The 15,373-nt window shown below is 65.2% G+C and carries 20 protein-coding genes; 12 read left to right on the plus strand and 8 right to left on the minus strand.

What is annotated here, in order from left to right:
- The first annotated feature begins 223 nt into the window (after positions 1–223).
- The 3 genes from ABGV18_RS08355 (at position 224) to ABGV18_RS08365 (ending at position 2,603) form a co-directional block, all read left to right on the plus strand.
- Positions 224–943 carry a TorF family putative porin gene (locus ABGV18_RS08355; RefSeq protein ID WP_396585631.1) on the plus strand — a complete coding sequence of 240 codons (720 nt, stop codon included), beginning with the start codon at positions 224–226 and terminating at the stop codon, positions 941–943.
- A gap of 61 nt (positions 944–1,004) precedes the next feature.
- Positions 1,005–1,343 (plus strand): P-II family nitrogen regulator, encoded by a 339-nt coding sequence (locus ABGV18_RS08360; RefSeq protein ID WP_396585632.1) that lies wholly within the window; start codon positions 1,005–1,007, stop codon positions 1,341–1,343.
- A gap of 15 nt (positions 1,344–1,358) precedes the next feature.
- The gene (locus tag ABGV18_RS08365; protein ID WP_396585633.1) at positions 1,359–2,603 is read left to right on the plus strand and encodes an ammonium transporter; all 1,245 of its coding nucleotides are present in this window, start codon (positions 1,359–1,361) and stop codon (positions 2,601–2,603) included.
- Positions 2,604–2,708: 105 nt separating this feature from the next.
- Here ABGV18_RS08365 and ABGV18_RS08370 read toward each other — a convergent pair whose 3' ends face one another.
- The 4 genes from ABGV18_RS08370 to ABGV18_RS08385 all read right to left on the minus strand — a co-directional run bounded on the left by ABGV18_RS08370 (position 2,709) and on the right by ABGV18_RS08385 (position 6,948).
- Positions 2,709–3,338 carry a YigZ family protein gene (locus ABGV18_RS08370; RefSeq protein ID WP_396585634.1) on the minus strand — a complete coding sequence of 210 codons (630 nt, stop codon included), beginning with the start codon at positions 3,336–3,338 and terminating at the stop codon, positions 2,709–2,711.
- Positions 3,339–3,405: 67 nt separating this feature from the next.
- Complete coding sequence (locus ABGV18_RS08375) at positions 3,406–3,960, minus strand: DJ-1 family glyoxalase III (RefSeq protein ID WP_396585635.1); 555 nt, start codon at positions 3,958–3,960, stop codon at positions 3,406–3,408.
- Positions 3,961–3,989: 29 nt separating this feature from the next.
- Positions 3,990–5,324: a S41 family peptidase gene (locus ABGV18_RS08380; protein WP_396585636.1), complete on the minus strand. Its 1,335-nt coding sequence runs from the start codon at positions 5,322–5,324 to the stop codon at positions 3,990–3,992.
- Positions 5,325–5,646: 322 nt separating this feature from the next.
- Positions 5,647–6,948 (minus strand): peptidoglycan DD-metalloendopeptidase family protein, encoded by a 1,302-nt coding sequence (locus ABGV18_RS08385; protein WP_396585637.1) that lies wholly within the window; start codon positions 6,946–6,948, stop codon positions 5,647–5,649.
- A gap of 313 nt (positions 6,949–7,261) precedes the next feature.
- Between ABGV18_RS08385 and ABGV18_RS08390 the strand changes: the two genes are divergently transcribed.
- The 7 genes from ABGV18_RS08390 (at position 7,262) to ABGV18_RS08420 (ending at position 11,258) form a co-directional block, all read left to right on the plus strand.
- Positions 7,262–7,591 carry a metalloregulator ArsR/SmtB family transcription factor gene (locus tag ABGV18_RS08390; protein ID WP_396585638.1) on the plus strand — a complete coding sequence of 110 codons (330 nt, stop codon included), beginning with the start codon at positions 7,262–7,264 and terminating at the stop codon, positions 7,589–7,591.
- A 79-nt stretch (positions 7,592–7,670) separates the two neighbouring features.
- Positions 7,671–7,883 (plus strand): YgaP-like transmembrane domain, encoded by a 213-nt coding sequence (locus ABGV18_RS08395; RefSeq protein ID WP_396585639.1) that lies wholly within the window; start codon positions 7,671–7,673, stop codon positions 7,881–7,883.
- A 543-nt stretch (positions 7,884–8,426) separates the two neighbouring features.
- Positions 8,427–8,855 carry a rhodanese-like domain-containing protein gene (locus ABGV18_RS08400; protein WP_396585640.1) on the plus strand — a complete coding sequence of 143 codons (429 nt, stop codon included), beginning with the start codon at positions 8,427–8,429 and terminating at the stop codon, positions 8,853–8,855.
- A 10-nt stretch (positions 8,856–8,865) separates the two neighbouring features.
- Positions 8,866–9,192 carry a glutaredoxin 3 gene (grxC, locus tag ABGV18_RS08405; RefSeq protein WP_396585641.1) on the plus strand — a complete coding sequence of 109 codons (327 nt, stop codon included), beginning with the start codon at positions 8,866–8,868 and terminating at the stop codon, positions 9,190–9,192.
- A gap of 74 nt (positions 9,193–9,266) precedes the next feature.
- Positions 9,267–9,704, plus strand: coding sequence for a thioredoxin TrxC (trxC, locus tag ABGV18_RS08410; protein WP_396585642.1), 438 nt, complete (start codon positions 9,267–9,269; stop codon positions 9,702–9,704).
- A 27-nt stretch (positions 9,705–9,731) separates the two neighbouring features.
- The gene (secB, locus tag ABGV18_RS08415) at positions 9,732–10,241 is read left to right on the plus strand and encodes a protein-export chaperone SecB (RefSeq protein WP_396585643.1); all 510 of its coding nucleotides are present in this window, start codon (positions 9,732–9,734) and stop codon (positions 10,239–10,241) included.
- 9 nt (positions 10,242–10,250) lie between these two features.
- Positions 10,251–11,258: an NAD(P)H-dependent glycerol-3-phosphate dehydrogenase gene (locus ABGV18_RS08420; protein ID WP_396585645.1), complete on the plus strand. Its 1,008-nt coding sequence runs from the start codon at positions 10,251–10,253 to the stop codon at positions 11,256–11,258.
- A 29-nt stretch (positions 11,259–11,287) separates the two neighbouring features.
- Here the strand turns inward: ABGV18_RS08420 and tsaA are convergent, their stop codons facing one another.
- The gene (tsaA, locus tag ABGV18_RS08425) at positions 11,288–11,989 is read right to left on the minus strand and encodes a tRNA (N6-threonylcarbamoyladenosine(37)-N6)-methyltransferase TrmO (protein WP_396585646.1); all 702 of its coding nucleotides are present in this window, start codon (positions 11,987–11,989) and stop codon (positions 11,288–11,290) included.
- The gene (locus ABGV18_RS08430) at positions 11,986–12,447 is read right to left on the minus strand and encodes a TrmH family RNA methyltransferase (protein ID WP_396585652.1); all 462 of its coding nucleotides are present in this window, start codon (positions 12,445–12,447) and stop codon (positions 11,986–11,988) included. Before ABGV18_RS08430 ends, tsaA begins: the two co-directional genes overlap by 4 nt.
- A gap of 148 nt (positions 12,448–12,595) precedes the next feature.
- Between ABGV18_RS08430 and purD the strand changes: the two genes are divergently transcribed.
- Positions 12,596–13,867 (plus strand): phosphoribosylamine--glycine ligase, encoded by a 1,272-nt coding sequence (purD, locus tag ABGV18_RS08435; protein ID WP_396585647.1) that lies wholly within the window; start codon positions 12,596–12,598, stop codon positions 13,865–13,867.
- 50 nt (positions 13,868–13,917) lie between these two features.
- On the opposite strand, the gene ABGV18_RS08440 is transcribed toward purD, so the two are convergent.
- The gene (locus ABGV18_RS08440) at positions 13,918–14,049 is read right to left on the minus strand and encodes a hypothetical protein (protein WP_396585648.1); all 132 of its coding nucleotides are present in this window, start codon (positions 14,047–14,049) and stop codon (positions 13,918–13,920) included.
- Entirely contained in the window at positions 14,046–14,642 is a 597-nt protein-coding gene (locus ABGV18_RS08445) for a cytochrome b/b6 domain-containing protein (protein ID WP_396585649.1), read from the minus strand. Before ABGV18_RS08445 ends, ABGV18_RS08440 begins: the two co-directional genes overlap by 4 nt.
- A gap of 161 nt (positions 14,643–14,803) precedes the next feature.
- On the opposite strand from ABGV18_RS08445, the gene ABGV18_RS08450 reads away from it, so the two are divergent.
- Complete coding sequence (locus ABGV18_RS08450; RefSeq protein ID WP_396585650.1) at positions 14,804–15,343, plus strand: redoxin domain-containing protein; 540 nt, start codon at positions 14,804–14,806, stop codon at positions 15,341–15,343.
- Positions 15,344–15,373: the final 30 nt, after the last annotated feature.

The raw sequence follows: 15,373 nt of genomic DNA on the forward strand, positions 1-15,373 counted from the left end.
GTTATGCCGGACCGGCATATGCTCGACGCGATGATGGCGAGCGCACCAGGTTGGGGCATTGGCGAAAAAAACGATCCCCAATTTGGGGAGGACGCCGTGCGGTCCGCGGACGTTCGGGTCGATTAAAGACCAATAACCCTATGTAATACAAAGGAATGCGCAACTGGCACGCCCGGTGCAGTGTCGTGGGCGAACCCGAACGTTCACTTGTGGAGCACAAATCATGAAAAAGACCCTTATCGCTACCAGCATCGCCTCCGCCGTCAGCCTGTCGGCCCTGACCCTGCCTTCCGTGGCAGCGGCCGAGGTTTCGGCGAATGTCGGTGTGGTTTCCAACTACTTCTTCCGTGGTGTCACCCAGACCGACGACAGCGCGGCTGTCCAGGGTGGTCTCGACTACGCGCACGAGTCCGGCTTCTACGCGGGCACCTGGGCGTCGAACGTTGATTTCGGCGCAGATGCCGCCAACTACGAGTTGGACCTGTACGCCGGCTACGGCGGCAGCGTCGGCGACCTGAGTTACGACGTCGGCTACGTCTACTACGCCTACCCGGATTCCCCGGACGACATCGACTTCGGCGAGATCTACGGCTCCCTGACGTACAGCTACCTGACGGCCGGTCTCGCGTACACCGCCAACGGCCAAGCTGACGCCGGCCCGTTCATCCAGGGCGACCTGTACTACTACGCTGGCGTTGACGTGCCGTTTGGCGATTCCGGTTTCAGCGGCAGCCTGTACTACGGCTACTACACCTTCGACGACGACGGTGAGCCGGGCTATGGCGATATGGACTACGGCCACTGGACCGCGTCCGTCGCGAAGGACGCCGGTGATTTCGGTTCGTTCAACATGAGCTTCGAAATGGCGGATGTTGGCGAGGATAACTTCGTTTCGACCAACGACGACCTGCAAGTCTGGGTCGGTTGGTCCAAGAGCTTCTAAGCATCCTGAATCAATGGCTCACGGACCGGTCGCTGACCGGCCCGTCACCTAGGAGAAACCCATGAAACTGATTACGGCAATCATCAAGCCCTTCAAGCTTGACGACGTCCGAGAGGCTCTCGGCGGCGTCGGCGTGAAGGGCATCACCATGACCGAGGTCAAGGGCTTCGGTCGCCAGAAAGGCCACACCGAGCTCTACCGGGGTGCGGAATACGTGGTCGACTTCCTGCCCAAGGTAAAGCTGGAAATGGTCGTCGACGAGCACCTCGCCGACCAGGTGATCGAGGTGATCACCAACGCGGCCAGTACCGGCAAGATCGGTGACGGCAAGATCTTTGTCTCGCCGATCGAGGAAGCCATTCGCATCCGGACCGGCGAGACCGGTACAGACGCCCTTTAAGCGGAGGATTTCACCGTGGAAACTCAAGTCATCGAACTGGGCTATGCCCTCGATACGTTCTACTTCCTGATCGCCGGTGCCTTCGTCATGTGGATGGCGGCGGGCTTTACCATGCTCGAGGCCGGGCTGGTGCGTTCCAAGAGCACCGTCGAGATCCTGACCAAGAACATCGCGCTGTTCTCGATCGCCTGCGTGATGTACATGGTGGTGGGCTACAACATCATGTACAGCGACGGCATCTCCAGCATCATTCCGGGTCTGAGCTTCTTCCTGGGCGCGGACAACACGGCAGCCGAGGTCGTCGCGAGTGGTGGTGACATCTACTACTCCAACATGGCCGATTTCTTCTTCCAGGTCGTGTTCGTGGCCACCGCCATGTCGATCGTCTCCGGCGTGGTCGCTGAACGGATGAAGCTGTGGTCCTTCCTTGCCTTTACCGTTGTCCTGACTGGCCTGATTTACCCGATCCAGGGCTACTGGAGCTGGGGTGGCGGTATCCTGAGTGACCTGGGTTACTCCGATTACGCCGGTTCGGGCATCGTCCACTTCGCCGGTGCGGTTGCGGCGCTGGCGGGTGTGTTGCTCCTCGGCCCGCGTAAGGGCAAGTTCGGTCCGAACGGGCAGGTCAACGCCCTGCCGGGCGCTAACCTGCCGCTGGCGACGCTGGGTACGTTCATCCTGTGGCTGGGCTGGTTCGGCTTCAACGGCGGCTCGGAACTCAAGGTCTCCGACGTCGATTCGGCCAACGCCGTCGCCCAGGTATTCACCAATACCAACTTGGCGGCTGCCGGTGGCGTGATCGCGGCAATGATTGCCTCGCGCCTGGCCTTCGGCAAGGTCGACCTGACCATGGTGCTCAACGGCGCACTGGCCGGCCTGGTCGCCATCACCGCCGACCCGGCCTCCCCGTCGGCCCTGCTGGCCGTCATCATCGGTGCGATCGGTGGCGTGATCGTGGTCTTCTCCATCCTCGGCTTCGAGAAGATCCGCATTGACGATCCGGTCGGTGCCCTGTCGGTACACGGCGTGGCCGGTATCTGGGGTGTGCTGGCGGTGTTGCTGTCGAACGACGATGCCACCCTCGGCGGACAGCTGGCGGGCCTGGCCCTGATCGGCGGCTTCGTCTTCGTCGCCAGCCTGATCATCTGGCTGATCCTCAAGGCCGTGATGGGTCTGCGCATCAGCGAGGAAGACGAGCAGGAAGGCGTCGACTCGGTCGAGTGCGGCATGGAGGCCTACCCCGAGTTCACCAACAAGTAAGGACACTTGGAGCAACTCGACGACACAGGGATGTGTCGGCAAAGACGAGGCCCGGGCAGTTGCCCGGGCCTTTTTGCGTTTATCGGCCCCTGCTGGGTGTGGCCTTCAATCGTCGCCCGGCACTTCGAGCCGTTCGATGCCTTGGGCGCCGAGAAACGCCTCGAAGGCCTCGACCTGTTCCAGCGGCACGTCCAGTCGCGCGGTGACCCTGGGGCCGTAGTCGACCGATAGCAGCTGCGCGCCGTGCAGGTTTGCCCAGTGCCGCAATGGCTGTTCGTCGGCGAAGTCGAATGCCAGGGTGAATGCCCGTTGCGGGCGATGCTCGATCAGAGGCAGTTCGGCGAGCACTTGTTGTGTCGCCCCGGCATAGGCGCGTACCAGGCCGCCGGCACCCAGCTTGATGCCGCCGAAGTAGCGCGTCACCACCACGATCAGGTCGCCAATGCCCTTGTGCTGGATGACGTTGAGAATGGGTTTGCCGGCGGTGCCGCTCGGCTCCCCGTCGTCATTCATCGCCGCGCTGGCGGCCGTGGCCGGATTGCCGATCAGGTAGGCCCAGCAGTGATGGCGCGCGTCCGGGTAATCCGCTTTCATGGCATCGACGAAGGCCAGGGCCGCCTGGCGATCCGTTGCCGGTCCGGCGCGGGCGATAAAGCGGCTTTTCTTTGCCGATAGTTCTCGCTCGAGGGTCGCGGCCGGGGTGACATAGCCGGTTGGCGTGGTGGCTTGGCTCATGGCGTGACAACGGAAAACGCCTGCCACAAGGACAGGCGCTGGTCGGGAGGCTTGTTGAGCAGGTGATTCAACGGGCCAGCTTGGATTCCACCGCGTCCCGGGTATCGCGGCCGGCCAGTTGTTCGACCAGCGCGAGGGCGAAGTCCGTGGCCACTCCCGGGCCACGCCCGGTGACCAGGTTGCCGTCGACGACCACCGCCTCGGTGGTCACTTCGACACCTTCGGCCTCGGCGGCATCGAGCGCGCCGGGGAAATGCGTGATGCGCCGGACCTTGAGCAGGCCGGCCGCAGCCAGCACCTTCGGTGCGGCACAGACGGCGCCGATCAAGCGCCCCGAGACCGACTGATCCCGCAGGCGGGCGAGTACCCGCTGGTCGGCGGCCAGATTGTTCGCCCCGGGCTGCCCCCCGGGCAGGACAATGGCATCGAAGACCCGGCCCTCGTCGAGCAGGGTGAGGTTGGTGTCGGCGACGACCGTGGTGCCACGCGAGCCGGTGACCGCGTCTTCGTGCAGGGCCGCGATTTCCACCTGGATCCCACCACGACGCAGGATGTCGATGGTGGTGATGGCCTCCAGGTCCTCGAACCCGGGTGCCAGAAGGACCAGAGCCGTGCTTGCCATGTCGTGCCTCCTCCTCGTGAGTCGTCGGATTAGCGGCGGGTATTCTTGCTGACGATCACCATGCCCTTGAGCATATTCAGCGCTTCATAGAGTTGGTAATCGCGGATGACCAGCGGTTCGCGCACTTCGTCGTCCTCGTCGCCTTTCTCCGCAGACTTTTTGGCATCCGTCATGTCCGAGTCACCGTTGGTCAGATGGCCGGCAAGGCTGGCCTCGGAGATGGAGAAGACCTCCTCGATGTCGCTGACCTTGAGTTGATGGACGGTGACGTCCGGCTTGATGCCCTCGGCCTGGATCGAGCGGCCGCTCGGGGTGTAGTAGCGCGCGGTGGTCAGGCGCAGGGCGCCGCCGTTGGACAGTGGCATGATCGATTGGACCGAGCCCTTGCCGAAGGTCTTCTCGCCGATCACCAGCGCCCGGCCACTGTCCTGCAGCGCACCGGCCACGATCTCGGAGGCCGATGCCGAACCGCCGTTGACCAGCACGACTAGCGGCGCCCCGTCGATGCGATCGCCGTCGCTGGCCTCGAAACTCATCTTCGCGTCGGCGACGCGGCCCTTGGTATAGACGATCTGACCTTTCTCGAGGAAGGCGTCGACCATCTCGACCGAGCCATCGAGTACGCCGCCGGGATTGTTACGCAGGTCGAGCACCAGACCCTTGAGCGGCTTATCGTCGTTCTCCTCGACCAAGGCGTCGAGCGCGTCGTGCATCTGTTCGACGGTGCGGGACTGGAACTGCGAGACCCGGATATAGCCCATGCCCGGCTCGAGCAGCTCATGCTTGACCGATTCGGTCTTGATGATGGCGCGGGTGATGGTGAACTCGAGCGGCTTTTTCTCGCCTTCGCGGGCGATGGTCAGCTCGATGTCGGTATCCGGCTTGCCGCGCATGCGCTTGACGGCCGCTTCCAGATCCATGTCCTGGGTCAGGTCGCCGTCGATGCGAATGATCTTGTCGCCCGCCTCGAGCCCGGCTTTCTTGGCCGGGGTGTCGTCGATGGGCGCGATGATCGTCAGCACGTTGTCCTTCATGCCCACCTGGATGCCCAGGCCGCCGAATTCACCCGAGGTGGATTCGCGCAGGCTCTTGAACTCCTCGTCGTCGAGATAGCCCGAGTGGGGGTCGAGCTCCGAGATCATCCCGCGGATGGAGTTCTCGATCAGCTCACCCTCGCTGATGTCGTCGACGTAATCCGAGCGCACCCGGTCGAGCACGTCGGAGTAGGTCCGCAACTGCTCCAGCGGAATGTCGCCGTTGGTCTCGGCCGGTCGTTCGGCCATCGCGTTGATGGCAATGGCGATGGCAAAGCCGAAGAAGGCGGCGATGCCCAGGTTCGAGGCCTTGCGGATCCAAGTGGTCATGGTGTTCTCTCTAGACATTAATCAGCGGTATCGGGCCCAATCGGGCCGGTTGTGTGGTCCGCCACGCGGGGTGCCCCGGGTGAGCGTATCGTGTTGTCCCTGTGATGGTGGGGGCGACGGCTCGGCGATCAAGGCGCGATGGCGGCGTGATCGCCCGACAGGGCGTTCGGTTTCAACCCCGTGGCGCTGCCTGGGCAGAGTCAGTTCTGCCCGACACGATTATCGGCAACTATGCCATGGTCGAGGCCCCGGCCGCGAGCCCTATTCATGAGTTCGGAGCTCACTTGTCGTACACGAGGGGGCGGTCGCCACCGTCGTCGGGTCAGCCGTCGACCACCTTGCGCCAAGCCGGCCAGCGGCCCGGATCGATGGGCCGGCTGCCCCGACGCACCTCGACGTACAACCCTTCCTGGCCGGCGTCGATGATCCCCGACGTGCAGAGGCGATCGCCACGTGCCACGCGATCGCCCTTGGCGACATCCAGCGAGCGGCAGTGGGCGTAGAGCGAGAGGAAGTCGCCGTCGTGGCGCAGCATCACCAGTTGTCCCCAGCCCTTGAGCGTGCCGGCGAACGCCACGCGGCCGGCATCGACCGCCCGAACCGTACTGGCGCCGGCAACATGGAAGACGGTGCCTTCGTTACGCAGGCGCCCCTGGGGTAGGGTTTCGCCGAAGCGGCGTTCGATCCGCCCGGCGATCGGGATGCTGCCATCGTCCCGGACCTGGGTCGGGGGGGCTTTTTGGGGCGGCGGACGTCGGTCCTGTTTGGCCTGTTTTTCTGCCTGCTCTGCCTGTTCGCGTTCGGCCCGGCGACGTTCCGCCTGGGCTTGGGCCTTCGCTTGGGCCTCCGCCTCGGCCTTGGCGGCGGCCTCGGCGGCCTCGGCGGCCTTCTGGGCGGCAGCGACTTCTCGGTCCAGCCGTCGTTTGCGATCCAGCAGGTTCTTCAGGGTCTGTTGTTGCTCATTCAAGGCCTCGCCCAACGAGGCAAGCAATCGCTGCTGCTCGGTGAGGTTCTTGCCGACGTCCTGATGGTGTCGGTCGAGTCGCTTGCCGGCCTCGCCCAGCTCGCGGTCGGTTTTGGCGATCGCCTCGCGGTTCTCGGCCAGTTTGGCCCGCTGTGCCTCGAGCGCTTGCAGGGCCTGTTCGACCGGGCGGATCAGCGCGCGCAGGTAGTGCAGGTCGCGGTCGGTCTGCAGGGCGTCGCCGTCCCCCAGCAGGGCCTGCAGCACGCTGCCGCGCGTTAGGGGGTAGGCCGCCTGCAGGCGCTGCTCGAGTTCGGCGCGTCGCTGGGCGAGCCCCTCACGCAGTTCGGCCTCGCGTTGGTCAAGGGTCTGCTGACGGGTTTCGAGATCCTTGCGCTCGGCATCCAGCTCGCTCGCCTTCTCTTCCAGGAAGGCCATGCGCTTTTGCAGCTCGGCCAGGGATTCGCGGGCGGCAATCCGTTCCTTCTCGGTGGATTCGACCGCCTCGCGCTGGGCCTCGATGCGTTCCTGGATCGCCTCCTCGGCGAGGACCGACGGGGCGAGCGTGGTCAGCACGGCCAGCAGTGCCAGCCGGGTGGCCCGACCGAACGGGCCGGCGGGCGGCGGGTTCAGGGTATGACGGTTTGGCGGTGACTGTGGCAAGGCTGCCCCTGACCGTGGATAAACGAGAGGGTGTGGCACCGCTGGGCGAACGCTGTCCAGTCTGCCTCGGGCTCCGCCCGTGGCCACTGCAACAATTCGGCGGAAAAGCGGTAGTATACGGGGCAGGGGAATCTCTGCACGAATTGCCAAGTCCCCCGACGGGGCGAGCAGGGATTCCCACGAGGGATTTCGTCGCATGGGCGGCCCGAGGCGAGCGGCGCCAGTCGACGCCCGGGCGATGGCCCCGATTCCCGCCGGTTCCCGCGGGAACGCGGCGACTTCCGTCACCCGCAACCAGCACTTGGGTCGAACCATGAATTTGGAAACCGAGGAATATCCCGCCACCCGGCTGATGGGCCGTTCAGACGATATCGAGCGTGCGTCGCGATCGCTCAAGGCGATGTCACATCCGCTCCGGCTGAAGATCCTGTGCGTACTGGGCGACAACGAACTCAGCGTGCAGCAGATCGTCGAGGCCGTCGGCACGACCCAGAGCAACATTTCCCAGCACCTGGCCATCCTGCGTGACAAAGGCATTCTTGCCTCGCGCAAGGACGCCAACCGGGTGTTCTACCGGGTTTCTGATGCGCGGACGTTGCGTCTGATCGGCATGATGCAGGAAGTTTTTTGCCCGCTTACCTAGGATGGAATAAAATAATTTTATTCAGGTGCGACCAAGCTTGTTGGCGCACCGTTCCATCGGATTTTGCGGAGGCACTGAAATGACTACCGATCGTTACGTTCGCATCATTGCCGGATTGATGATCCTGGCCACTTTGGCCCTGGCGCACGTCACGGGCCAAGCGGATCTCGGCCAGCTCTCTTGGTTGTGGTTGACGGCGTTCATCGGCCTTAACCTGTTCCAGAGCGGCATTACCTGCTTGTGCCCGCTGGATGCGATTCTGGCCAAGATGGGCGTGCGTCGGGCCTCCTGAAGGCCGGTGCCGCCGCAGTCGCCGCACTTGGGAGACTCTGCACGAATCGATAGTGTCTCTGCGGGACCGCCAAGGGGCCAGATGCAAGGCGCGGTGCGAAGTGAATGGCCGTAGCCATTCGCAAACACCGCAACGACGCAGATGGTTCCTTGGCGGCCCGCCCTGGCGGGGCTCGCGGGTTTGTCCGCACTCGTCGTTACCGCCCCTCGACGGGCAATGAGCCCGCCTTCGGCCCGGCGCCTCGATTGCGAACAAACCCGCGAGCCAGAGGCACCATCGATTCGTGCAGAGTTTCCCTAGGCATCGATTTCAAGGCACCGGAGCGGCATTGCGCCGCCGGTGCCTTGAATTTTTTGCGGGCTCCGGCCATTGTATGGCGCAGTCAGCCGGGAACGGCTGCGCGAATCGACGCCACCCTTGGCTTGTCGACAGGTACGCCCTCGGTGTTGTCGCCTCTCAACGGGCCATCGATCCCCGCCGCGGGTGAGATGCGCTTCGCGCAGTGATTCCCTAAACGCCCCTTAAGAACCTCGAGAACCTTTCATGGAAGCCTTTATCGATTTCCTCGCTCGCCACTGGGTGCTGGCCACCGTGGCGGCCGTTCTGATCGTGCTGCTCGTCAGCAATGAACTCTCCCGCCGCCTGCAGAAATTCAAGACACTCGAGCCGGCCGAGGTGGCCCGCAAGGCCGGTCGTGACGGCGTGGCCTTGGTTGATGTCCGCGAAGACAACGAATGGAAGGCCGGGCATATCAAGGGCGCGCGCCACATCCCGCTGGGCAAGCTGGAAAGGAAGCTCGACGATATCCGCAGCGAGAACCCCGACGAGGTGGTGCTGTACTGCCGTTCGGGCAACCGCTCCGCCACGGCAGCGAACATCCTGGTCAAGGGTGGCTTCGAGAACGTCAGCCACCTCGGCGGCGGCATCCTGGCGTGGGAAGGTCAGAACTACCCCGTCAGCAAGGGCAAGTGAGGAGGCGGGCATGACCAGCGACTCCGCCGCGGCGACCGAACAGCCGCCGATCGTCGTCTACCAGAGCCCGCTCTGCCCCTTCTGCCATTTCGCCAAGCGCCTGCTGAAAAAACGCGGGCTGGCGTTCGAGTCGATCAATGTCCAGCTCTCGTCGGCGAAAAAGGACGAGATGATCCAGCGGGCCAGGCGGATCACGGTGCCGCAGATCTTTATCGGCGAGACGCACGTGGGTGGCTACGACGAGCTGGCCGCCCTGGATCGTGACGATCGACTGATGCCGCTGGTGGAGGCTGAGGCACGTCGTGCCGTCGGCGAGCCGCCGGTCGAGGGTGCCTGACGCCCCGCCTTGCTGTCGGCGATGTCTGGTGGGTCTATGATGGGGGTCGGTATGGAGCGAGAGGACGTGTCGCAATGAGTGAATCCAGACACGTTGTCTGTCCCGGCTGTGGGGCGATCAATCGCCTGCCCGCCGAGCGCCTCGGTGGCGGCAAGTGCGGGCGTTGCGGCCAGGCCCTGTTCCCCGGCCAGCCGGTGACGCTGGATGAAGCGGGTTTCGCGCGGCACGTCGAGCGCAACGACCTGCCGGTGTTGGTCGATTTCTGGGCGGAATGGTGCGGGCCTTGCAGGATGATGGCGCCGACCTTCGACCAGCTGGCGCGCGATTTGGCGGGGCGGTTGGTGGTCGCCAAGCTTGAGACCGAGCGAGCGCCTGCCATCTCGGCGCGCTTCGCCATCCGCAGCATACCGACAATGATCCTTTTCTCCGGCGGTCGTGAAATCGACCGCCTCTCCGGCGCCTTGCCGGCCGCGCAGTTGACGCAGTGGCTGGCCGGGCACGGCATCCGCTGAATCGAACGACTACCAGGAAGTACCGACATGGCAGAGGGCGAAAACACCGCCGCCGGCAATGGCCAGGCGACGGAAGGCAACGAACAGCAGTTCTTCGTGCAGAAGATCTATCTCAAGGATCTGTCCTTCGAGTCGCCGCAGGCGCCGGACATCTTCACGCATGACGACTGGAAGCCCGAGGTGAGCGTCCAGGTGGGCAACAATGCCACCCGCCTGAGTGACGCGGCCTTCGAGACCGAGCTGACGATCACCGTCACCGCGACCCACGCCGAGAAGACCATCTACCTGGCCGAGGTGCAGTACGGCGGCGTGTTCACGATCAAGGGTTTCGACGACGACACGCGCCGTCAGTTGCTGGGTGCTTACTGCCCGACGCAGATCTTTCCCTACATCCGCGAGACCGTCGGTGACCTGGTGATGAAGGGCGGCTTTCCGCAGATGGTTCTCCAGCCGATCAACTTCGAGGCCCTGTACATTCAGCACGAGCAGCAACGGGCGGCACAGACGGATGATGCGCCGGATGCCCGGCCGAACTGATCCATCGCGATGAGTGAACCGGAGCAGACACGGATCGCGGTGCTCGGCGCCGGCTCCTGGGGTACCGCGCTGGCAGCCCTGCTGGCGGCCAACGGTGCCCGGGTGCGCCTCTGGGCGCGTGATACCGAGCAGGCGGCGGCCATCGACCGTGATCACCAGAACGCGCGTTACCTGCCGGGGATCGACCTGCCGGAGACGCTGCGTGCCGGTTCCGACTTGTCCTGGGCGGTCGCGGATGCCGACCAGGTGTGGCTGGTGCTGCCGACCAAGATCCTGGGCGAGTTCCTCGCCGAGCACGCCGCGGCGCTGCCCTGTTCGGCGATTTACGTCACCGCCTCCAAGGGGTTCGAGCCCGGTACCGGGCGGCGTATCGACGAACTGGTGGCCGGCGCGTTGGGCGATGTGCCGTTCGCGGTGGTCTCGGGGCCGACCTTCGCCATCGAGGTGGCGCATGGCCGGCCGGCGGCACTCGCCGTCGGCAGCCAGGACCGGGCCGTGGCCGAGCGCGTCGCCGAGGTATTGCGCAACGAGCATATCCGCTGTTACCCCAGCAGCGATGTGGTGGGCATCGAGCTGGCCGGTGGCCTGAAGAACGTGCTGGCGATTGCCGCCGGCGTGTCCGACGGTTTCGGCTTCGGGGCCAACACCCGCGCGGCGTTGATCACGCGCGGGCTGGCCGAGATCATGCGCCTCGGCGAGGCGATGGGTGCACGGGTGGAGACCTTCACCGGCCTGGCCGGCCTGGGTGACTTGGTGCTGACCTGCACCGACGATCATTCGCGCAACCGGCAGTTCGGTCTTCGGCTGGCAAAGGGTGAGTCGGTGGAGGCCGCGGTCGCCGGGATCGGCCAGGCGGTCGAGGGCATCAGTGCCGCCCGCGAGGGGCATCGACTGGCGCAGGCCTATGGCCAGGAGATGCCGATCACCGAGGGTGTCTATCATGTGCTCTACGACGGGCTCCCTGCCCGGCAAGCGGTGGCGGAATTGCTCGCTCGCGATCCGCGTTCCGAGGACTGAGTCCGTCCAGAGACCCTGACCTGTGCCCGTCAGTCCGTCGCCGGCACGATCTCGCGGATCTCCGCGCGATGCTCGCGTACCACGAAGCGCACGTCGATATCCTCGATGCGCATGCCGTAGACCCGGTCCGGGTCGTCGTGGAACGCCGGGCGGGGGTCCTGCGCGAGACTCTGCTCGATCAGCGCGATCCGTTCGGGGGACAGTTGATCCAGCCACGGTTCGGCCGCCCCCCACACCACCGCCAGTCGCTCCGGCGGCGCGCTCGCCCAGCCGCCACGGCTATCCGCCGGGCAGTCGGCGTAGGGCACGTGCGGTTTGACATCGATGATCGGCGTGCCGTCGAGCAGATCCAGTCCGCCCAGGTGCACCCGCACCCCGCCATCGACCGGCTGCACATCAATCAGCCGAACTACCGACAGCCCGATCGGGTTGGGCCGGATCGGCGCGCGGCTGGCAAACACCCCCACCCGCTCGTTGCCCCCCAGTCGCGGTGGCCGCACCGCCTTGCGGTCGCCGGCCTGCATGCGTCGTTTCGCGTGAAACACCCATACCAGCCACAGGTGGGAAAACGCCTCGATCCCCTGCCACGCGGCGGGATCCCGCCATTCGGCCGTGGGTATCAAGATGCCGGTGGCCGCCGGCACGATGCCCGACTGACGCGGGATGCCGAATCCCTCCCGGTAAGGGCTTTCAATGTGCCCGATGGGCTCCATGCGCCAGTCGTCCATCATTTCGCCCCCGTGAAGTTCAGTTGTCGCCACGCCTCGAAGAACACGACTGCCGCGGCATTGGCCAGGTTCAGGCTGCGCGAGCCCGGCACCATCGGCAGGTAGAGCCGCTGTGAGGCGGGCAACTGCTCGAGCACCTCGTCGGGCAGGCCGCGGGTCTCGGGGCCGAACAGCAGCACGTCGTCGGGGCGGTAGTCGACCCGGTCGTAGCGCGTCGTGCCGCGCGTGGAGAAGGCCAGCAGCCGGCCCGGCACGGCCGCTCGGGCCTGTTCGAGATCGGTATGACGGTGGACGTGGGTCAATTCGTGATAGTCGAGGCCCGCGCGGCGTACCGCCTTGTCGGACAACGAAAAACCCAGCGGCTCGACCAGGTGCAACTGCGAGCCGGTATTGGCGCACAGCCGGATCAGGTTGCCGGTATTGGGCGGGATCTCGGGTTCGAACAGCATGATCGATGGCATCCCGGCATTGTAGGCCAGCCGGCTGATACCGCGGCCGTGGACTTGGGCAGATGGCATCGCGGGCTGATGTAGAATGCGGCCCATTCCTGTTCGCCGGCCTGTGACTGCGTGGCGGGCGAATCGAGCAGACACAAATCGAGGTGAAGGCATGAAGGTACTGGTTATCGGTGGAGGCGGCCGCGAGCACGCCTTGGCGTGGAAGATCGCCCAGTCGTCGCGGGTGGAGACGGTCTTTGTCGCCCCCGGCAACCCCGGCACGGCCACCGAGGCCAAATGCCGGAACGTGCCCATCGAGGCGACCAATGTCGCCGAACTGGTCGCCTTTGTCGCCGACAATGCGATTGACTTGACCGTGGTCGGCCCCGAGGCGCCGCTGGTCGAAGGTGTGGTCGATACCTTCCGCGACGCCGGCCTCCCGATCTTTGGCCCCGCCCGCGCAGCGGCCCAGCTGGAGGGCTCCAAGGCCTTCGCCAAGGACTTCATGGAGCGCCACGCCATCCCGACCGCCACCTACCGGGTGTTCGACACCGCGGCCCCGGCGATCGAGTTCGTCCATGAGCACGGCGCCCCGGTGGTGGTGAAGGCCGATGGGCTGGCCGCCGGCAAGGGCGTGATCGTCGCGCAGAGTATCGAGACGGCCGAGGCGGCCATCCGCGACATCTTTGCCGGCCAGTTCGGTACCGCCGGCGCGCGGGTGGTGGTCGAGTCCTTCCTCGAAGGCGAGGAGGCGAGCTTTATCGTCATGGTCGACGGCGAGCACGTTCTGCCGATGGCCTCCAGTCAGGACCACAAGGCCCGTGACGCGGGCGACAAAGGCCCCAATACCGGCGGCATGGGCGCCTACTCGCCCGCCCCGGTACTCGATGATGCCATGATTGCAAAGGTCATGGAGCGGGTGATCGAGCCGACGGTCAAGGGCATGGCCCTCGACGGCCTGCCCTACAGCGGCTTTCTCTACGCCGGTCTGATGATCGGCTCGGATGGCGAGCCGCAGGTGCTCGAGTTCAACTGCCGCTTCGGCGATCCCGAGACCCAGCCGGTCCTGATGCGCCTGGACAGCGACCTGGTCGACCTGCTCGAGGCGGGTGTCAACGGCACGCTCGATACGGTGACCGCCGAATGGACCCCGCAGGCCGCCGTGGGCGTGGTGCTGGCCTCTGCCGGCTACCCGGAGAGCTCGTCGAAGGGCGACGTGATCACCGGCCTCGATGCGCTGCCCGAGGGCGTGAAGGCCTTCCACGCCGGCACGGCCGAGCAGGACGGCAAGGTCGTCACCAACGGCGGGCGCGTGCTCTGCATCACCGCGCTGGGCGAGACCGTCGAGGCCGCGCAACAGACTGCCTACACCGGGGTCGACAAGGTCGAGTTCGCGGGCGGCTTCTGCCGTCGCGATATCGGTTGGCGGGCGATCGGCCGCTAACGAGCGCAAGCGAAGGCCTAGCTGGTCAGCCGGTCCTCAGTAGCGATGCCCTAGTCGTCTTCGGCGTGCTCGTGCTCCTCGCTCTCTACCAGGGGCACGTCGCCTAGTTGCCACCAACCGAAGGCGGCCAGTCCCAGTGCCAGCAGCACCATGAGGGTGAAGGCGGGAATTCGGGTCTTCATGCCTGGTCCTCCTCGGGGCGGTTGAGGCGTTTGCGGCCGGTGATCATGGCGCGAACGAGGTTCTCGCGATGCGCCAGGCTGCTGAACAGCACGCCGGCAACGTGCAGGCCGACCAGGGCGAGGGTGACGTTGGCGAAGAACTCGTGGGTTTCCTCCAGTGCCTCTTCGCCCGCTTCCCCGGCCAAGCCGAGCCCGCTGACGAGGCCATGCAGGGCGTTGCCCGATTCGGAGCCGAGCACCAGCATGCCGAGCACGGTGGTGGTCAGCAATGAGCCCATCAGGGCGATCACCATCACGCCGCCGGCCGGGTTGTGGCCCAGGTAGCGGCGTGCGCGTCCGGCGAGGGTCGACTTCAGGTAGACGAACACCTCGCGGGGACGGCGGACGAAATCGGCGAATCGGGCGTGCTTGCTGCCGACGAGTCCCCAGGCGATGCGCAGCACCACCAGGCTGAAGACGAGATATCCGGCCCAGACGTGAACGCCGAGCCAGTCGTCCTCAACCAGGTAGGCGGTGAAGAATCCGCCCACCAAAAGCCAGTGAAACAGCCGTACGAAGCGGTCCCAGACGGTGATTTCGCGGCCGGTTGTCATTTCGATGGCCCTCTCGATCTTGTAAGTGACCGACAGGATGCGCGTCCTTCCTGAAATGACCCTGAACGATGTGTGCGTGCCGACTGGGGCGCGAACGACAGGGAAACCTGCTTAACTGAGTGTTCCAGCGCAATCGCGACATCAGCAGGAGAAGACCACCCATGAGACGACATGCCCTTTCCCTGTTGGCGAGCGTACTTGGCGCGCTGGCCGCCCCGCTGGGGCTGGCGGCCGAGACGTCGCTTGGCGTCGGTGATCCGGCGCCTGCCTTCGCCCTGCCCGACCAGCACGGCGAGATGCGTCGCCTAGAGGACTACCGCGGCCAGTGGCTGGTGCTGTACTTCTACCCCAAGGACGACACGCCCGGCTGCACCACCGAGGCCTGCAGCTTTCGCGACAACATCAATCGGCTGATCGCGCAGGATGCGGCCGTTCTGGGCGTGAGCATGGACAGTGTGGAAAGCCACGCCGCGTTCGCGAAGGAATACGAACTGCCCTTCCCGTTGCTCGCGGACCCGGAGGGAGAGGTGGTCGAGCGCTACGGCGCGCTGAGCGACTTCATGGTGGTGAAATTCGCCAAGCGCCAGACATTCATCATCGATCCCGACGGAAACATTGAGACCATCTACCGCAAGGTGAACCCGGACGAACACGTCCGAGACGTGCTCGATGACCTCAAGGCATTGCGGGCCGCCGACTGAGCAGGCGGACAACAAAAAACCCCGGCGCCG

The sequence above is a fragment of the Guyparkeria halopsychrophila genome (assembly GCF_044582135.1).
Lineage (GTDB): Bacteria > Pseudomonadota > Gammaproteobacteria > Halothiobacillales > Halothiobacillaceae > Guyparkeria.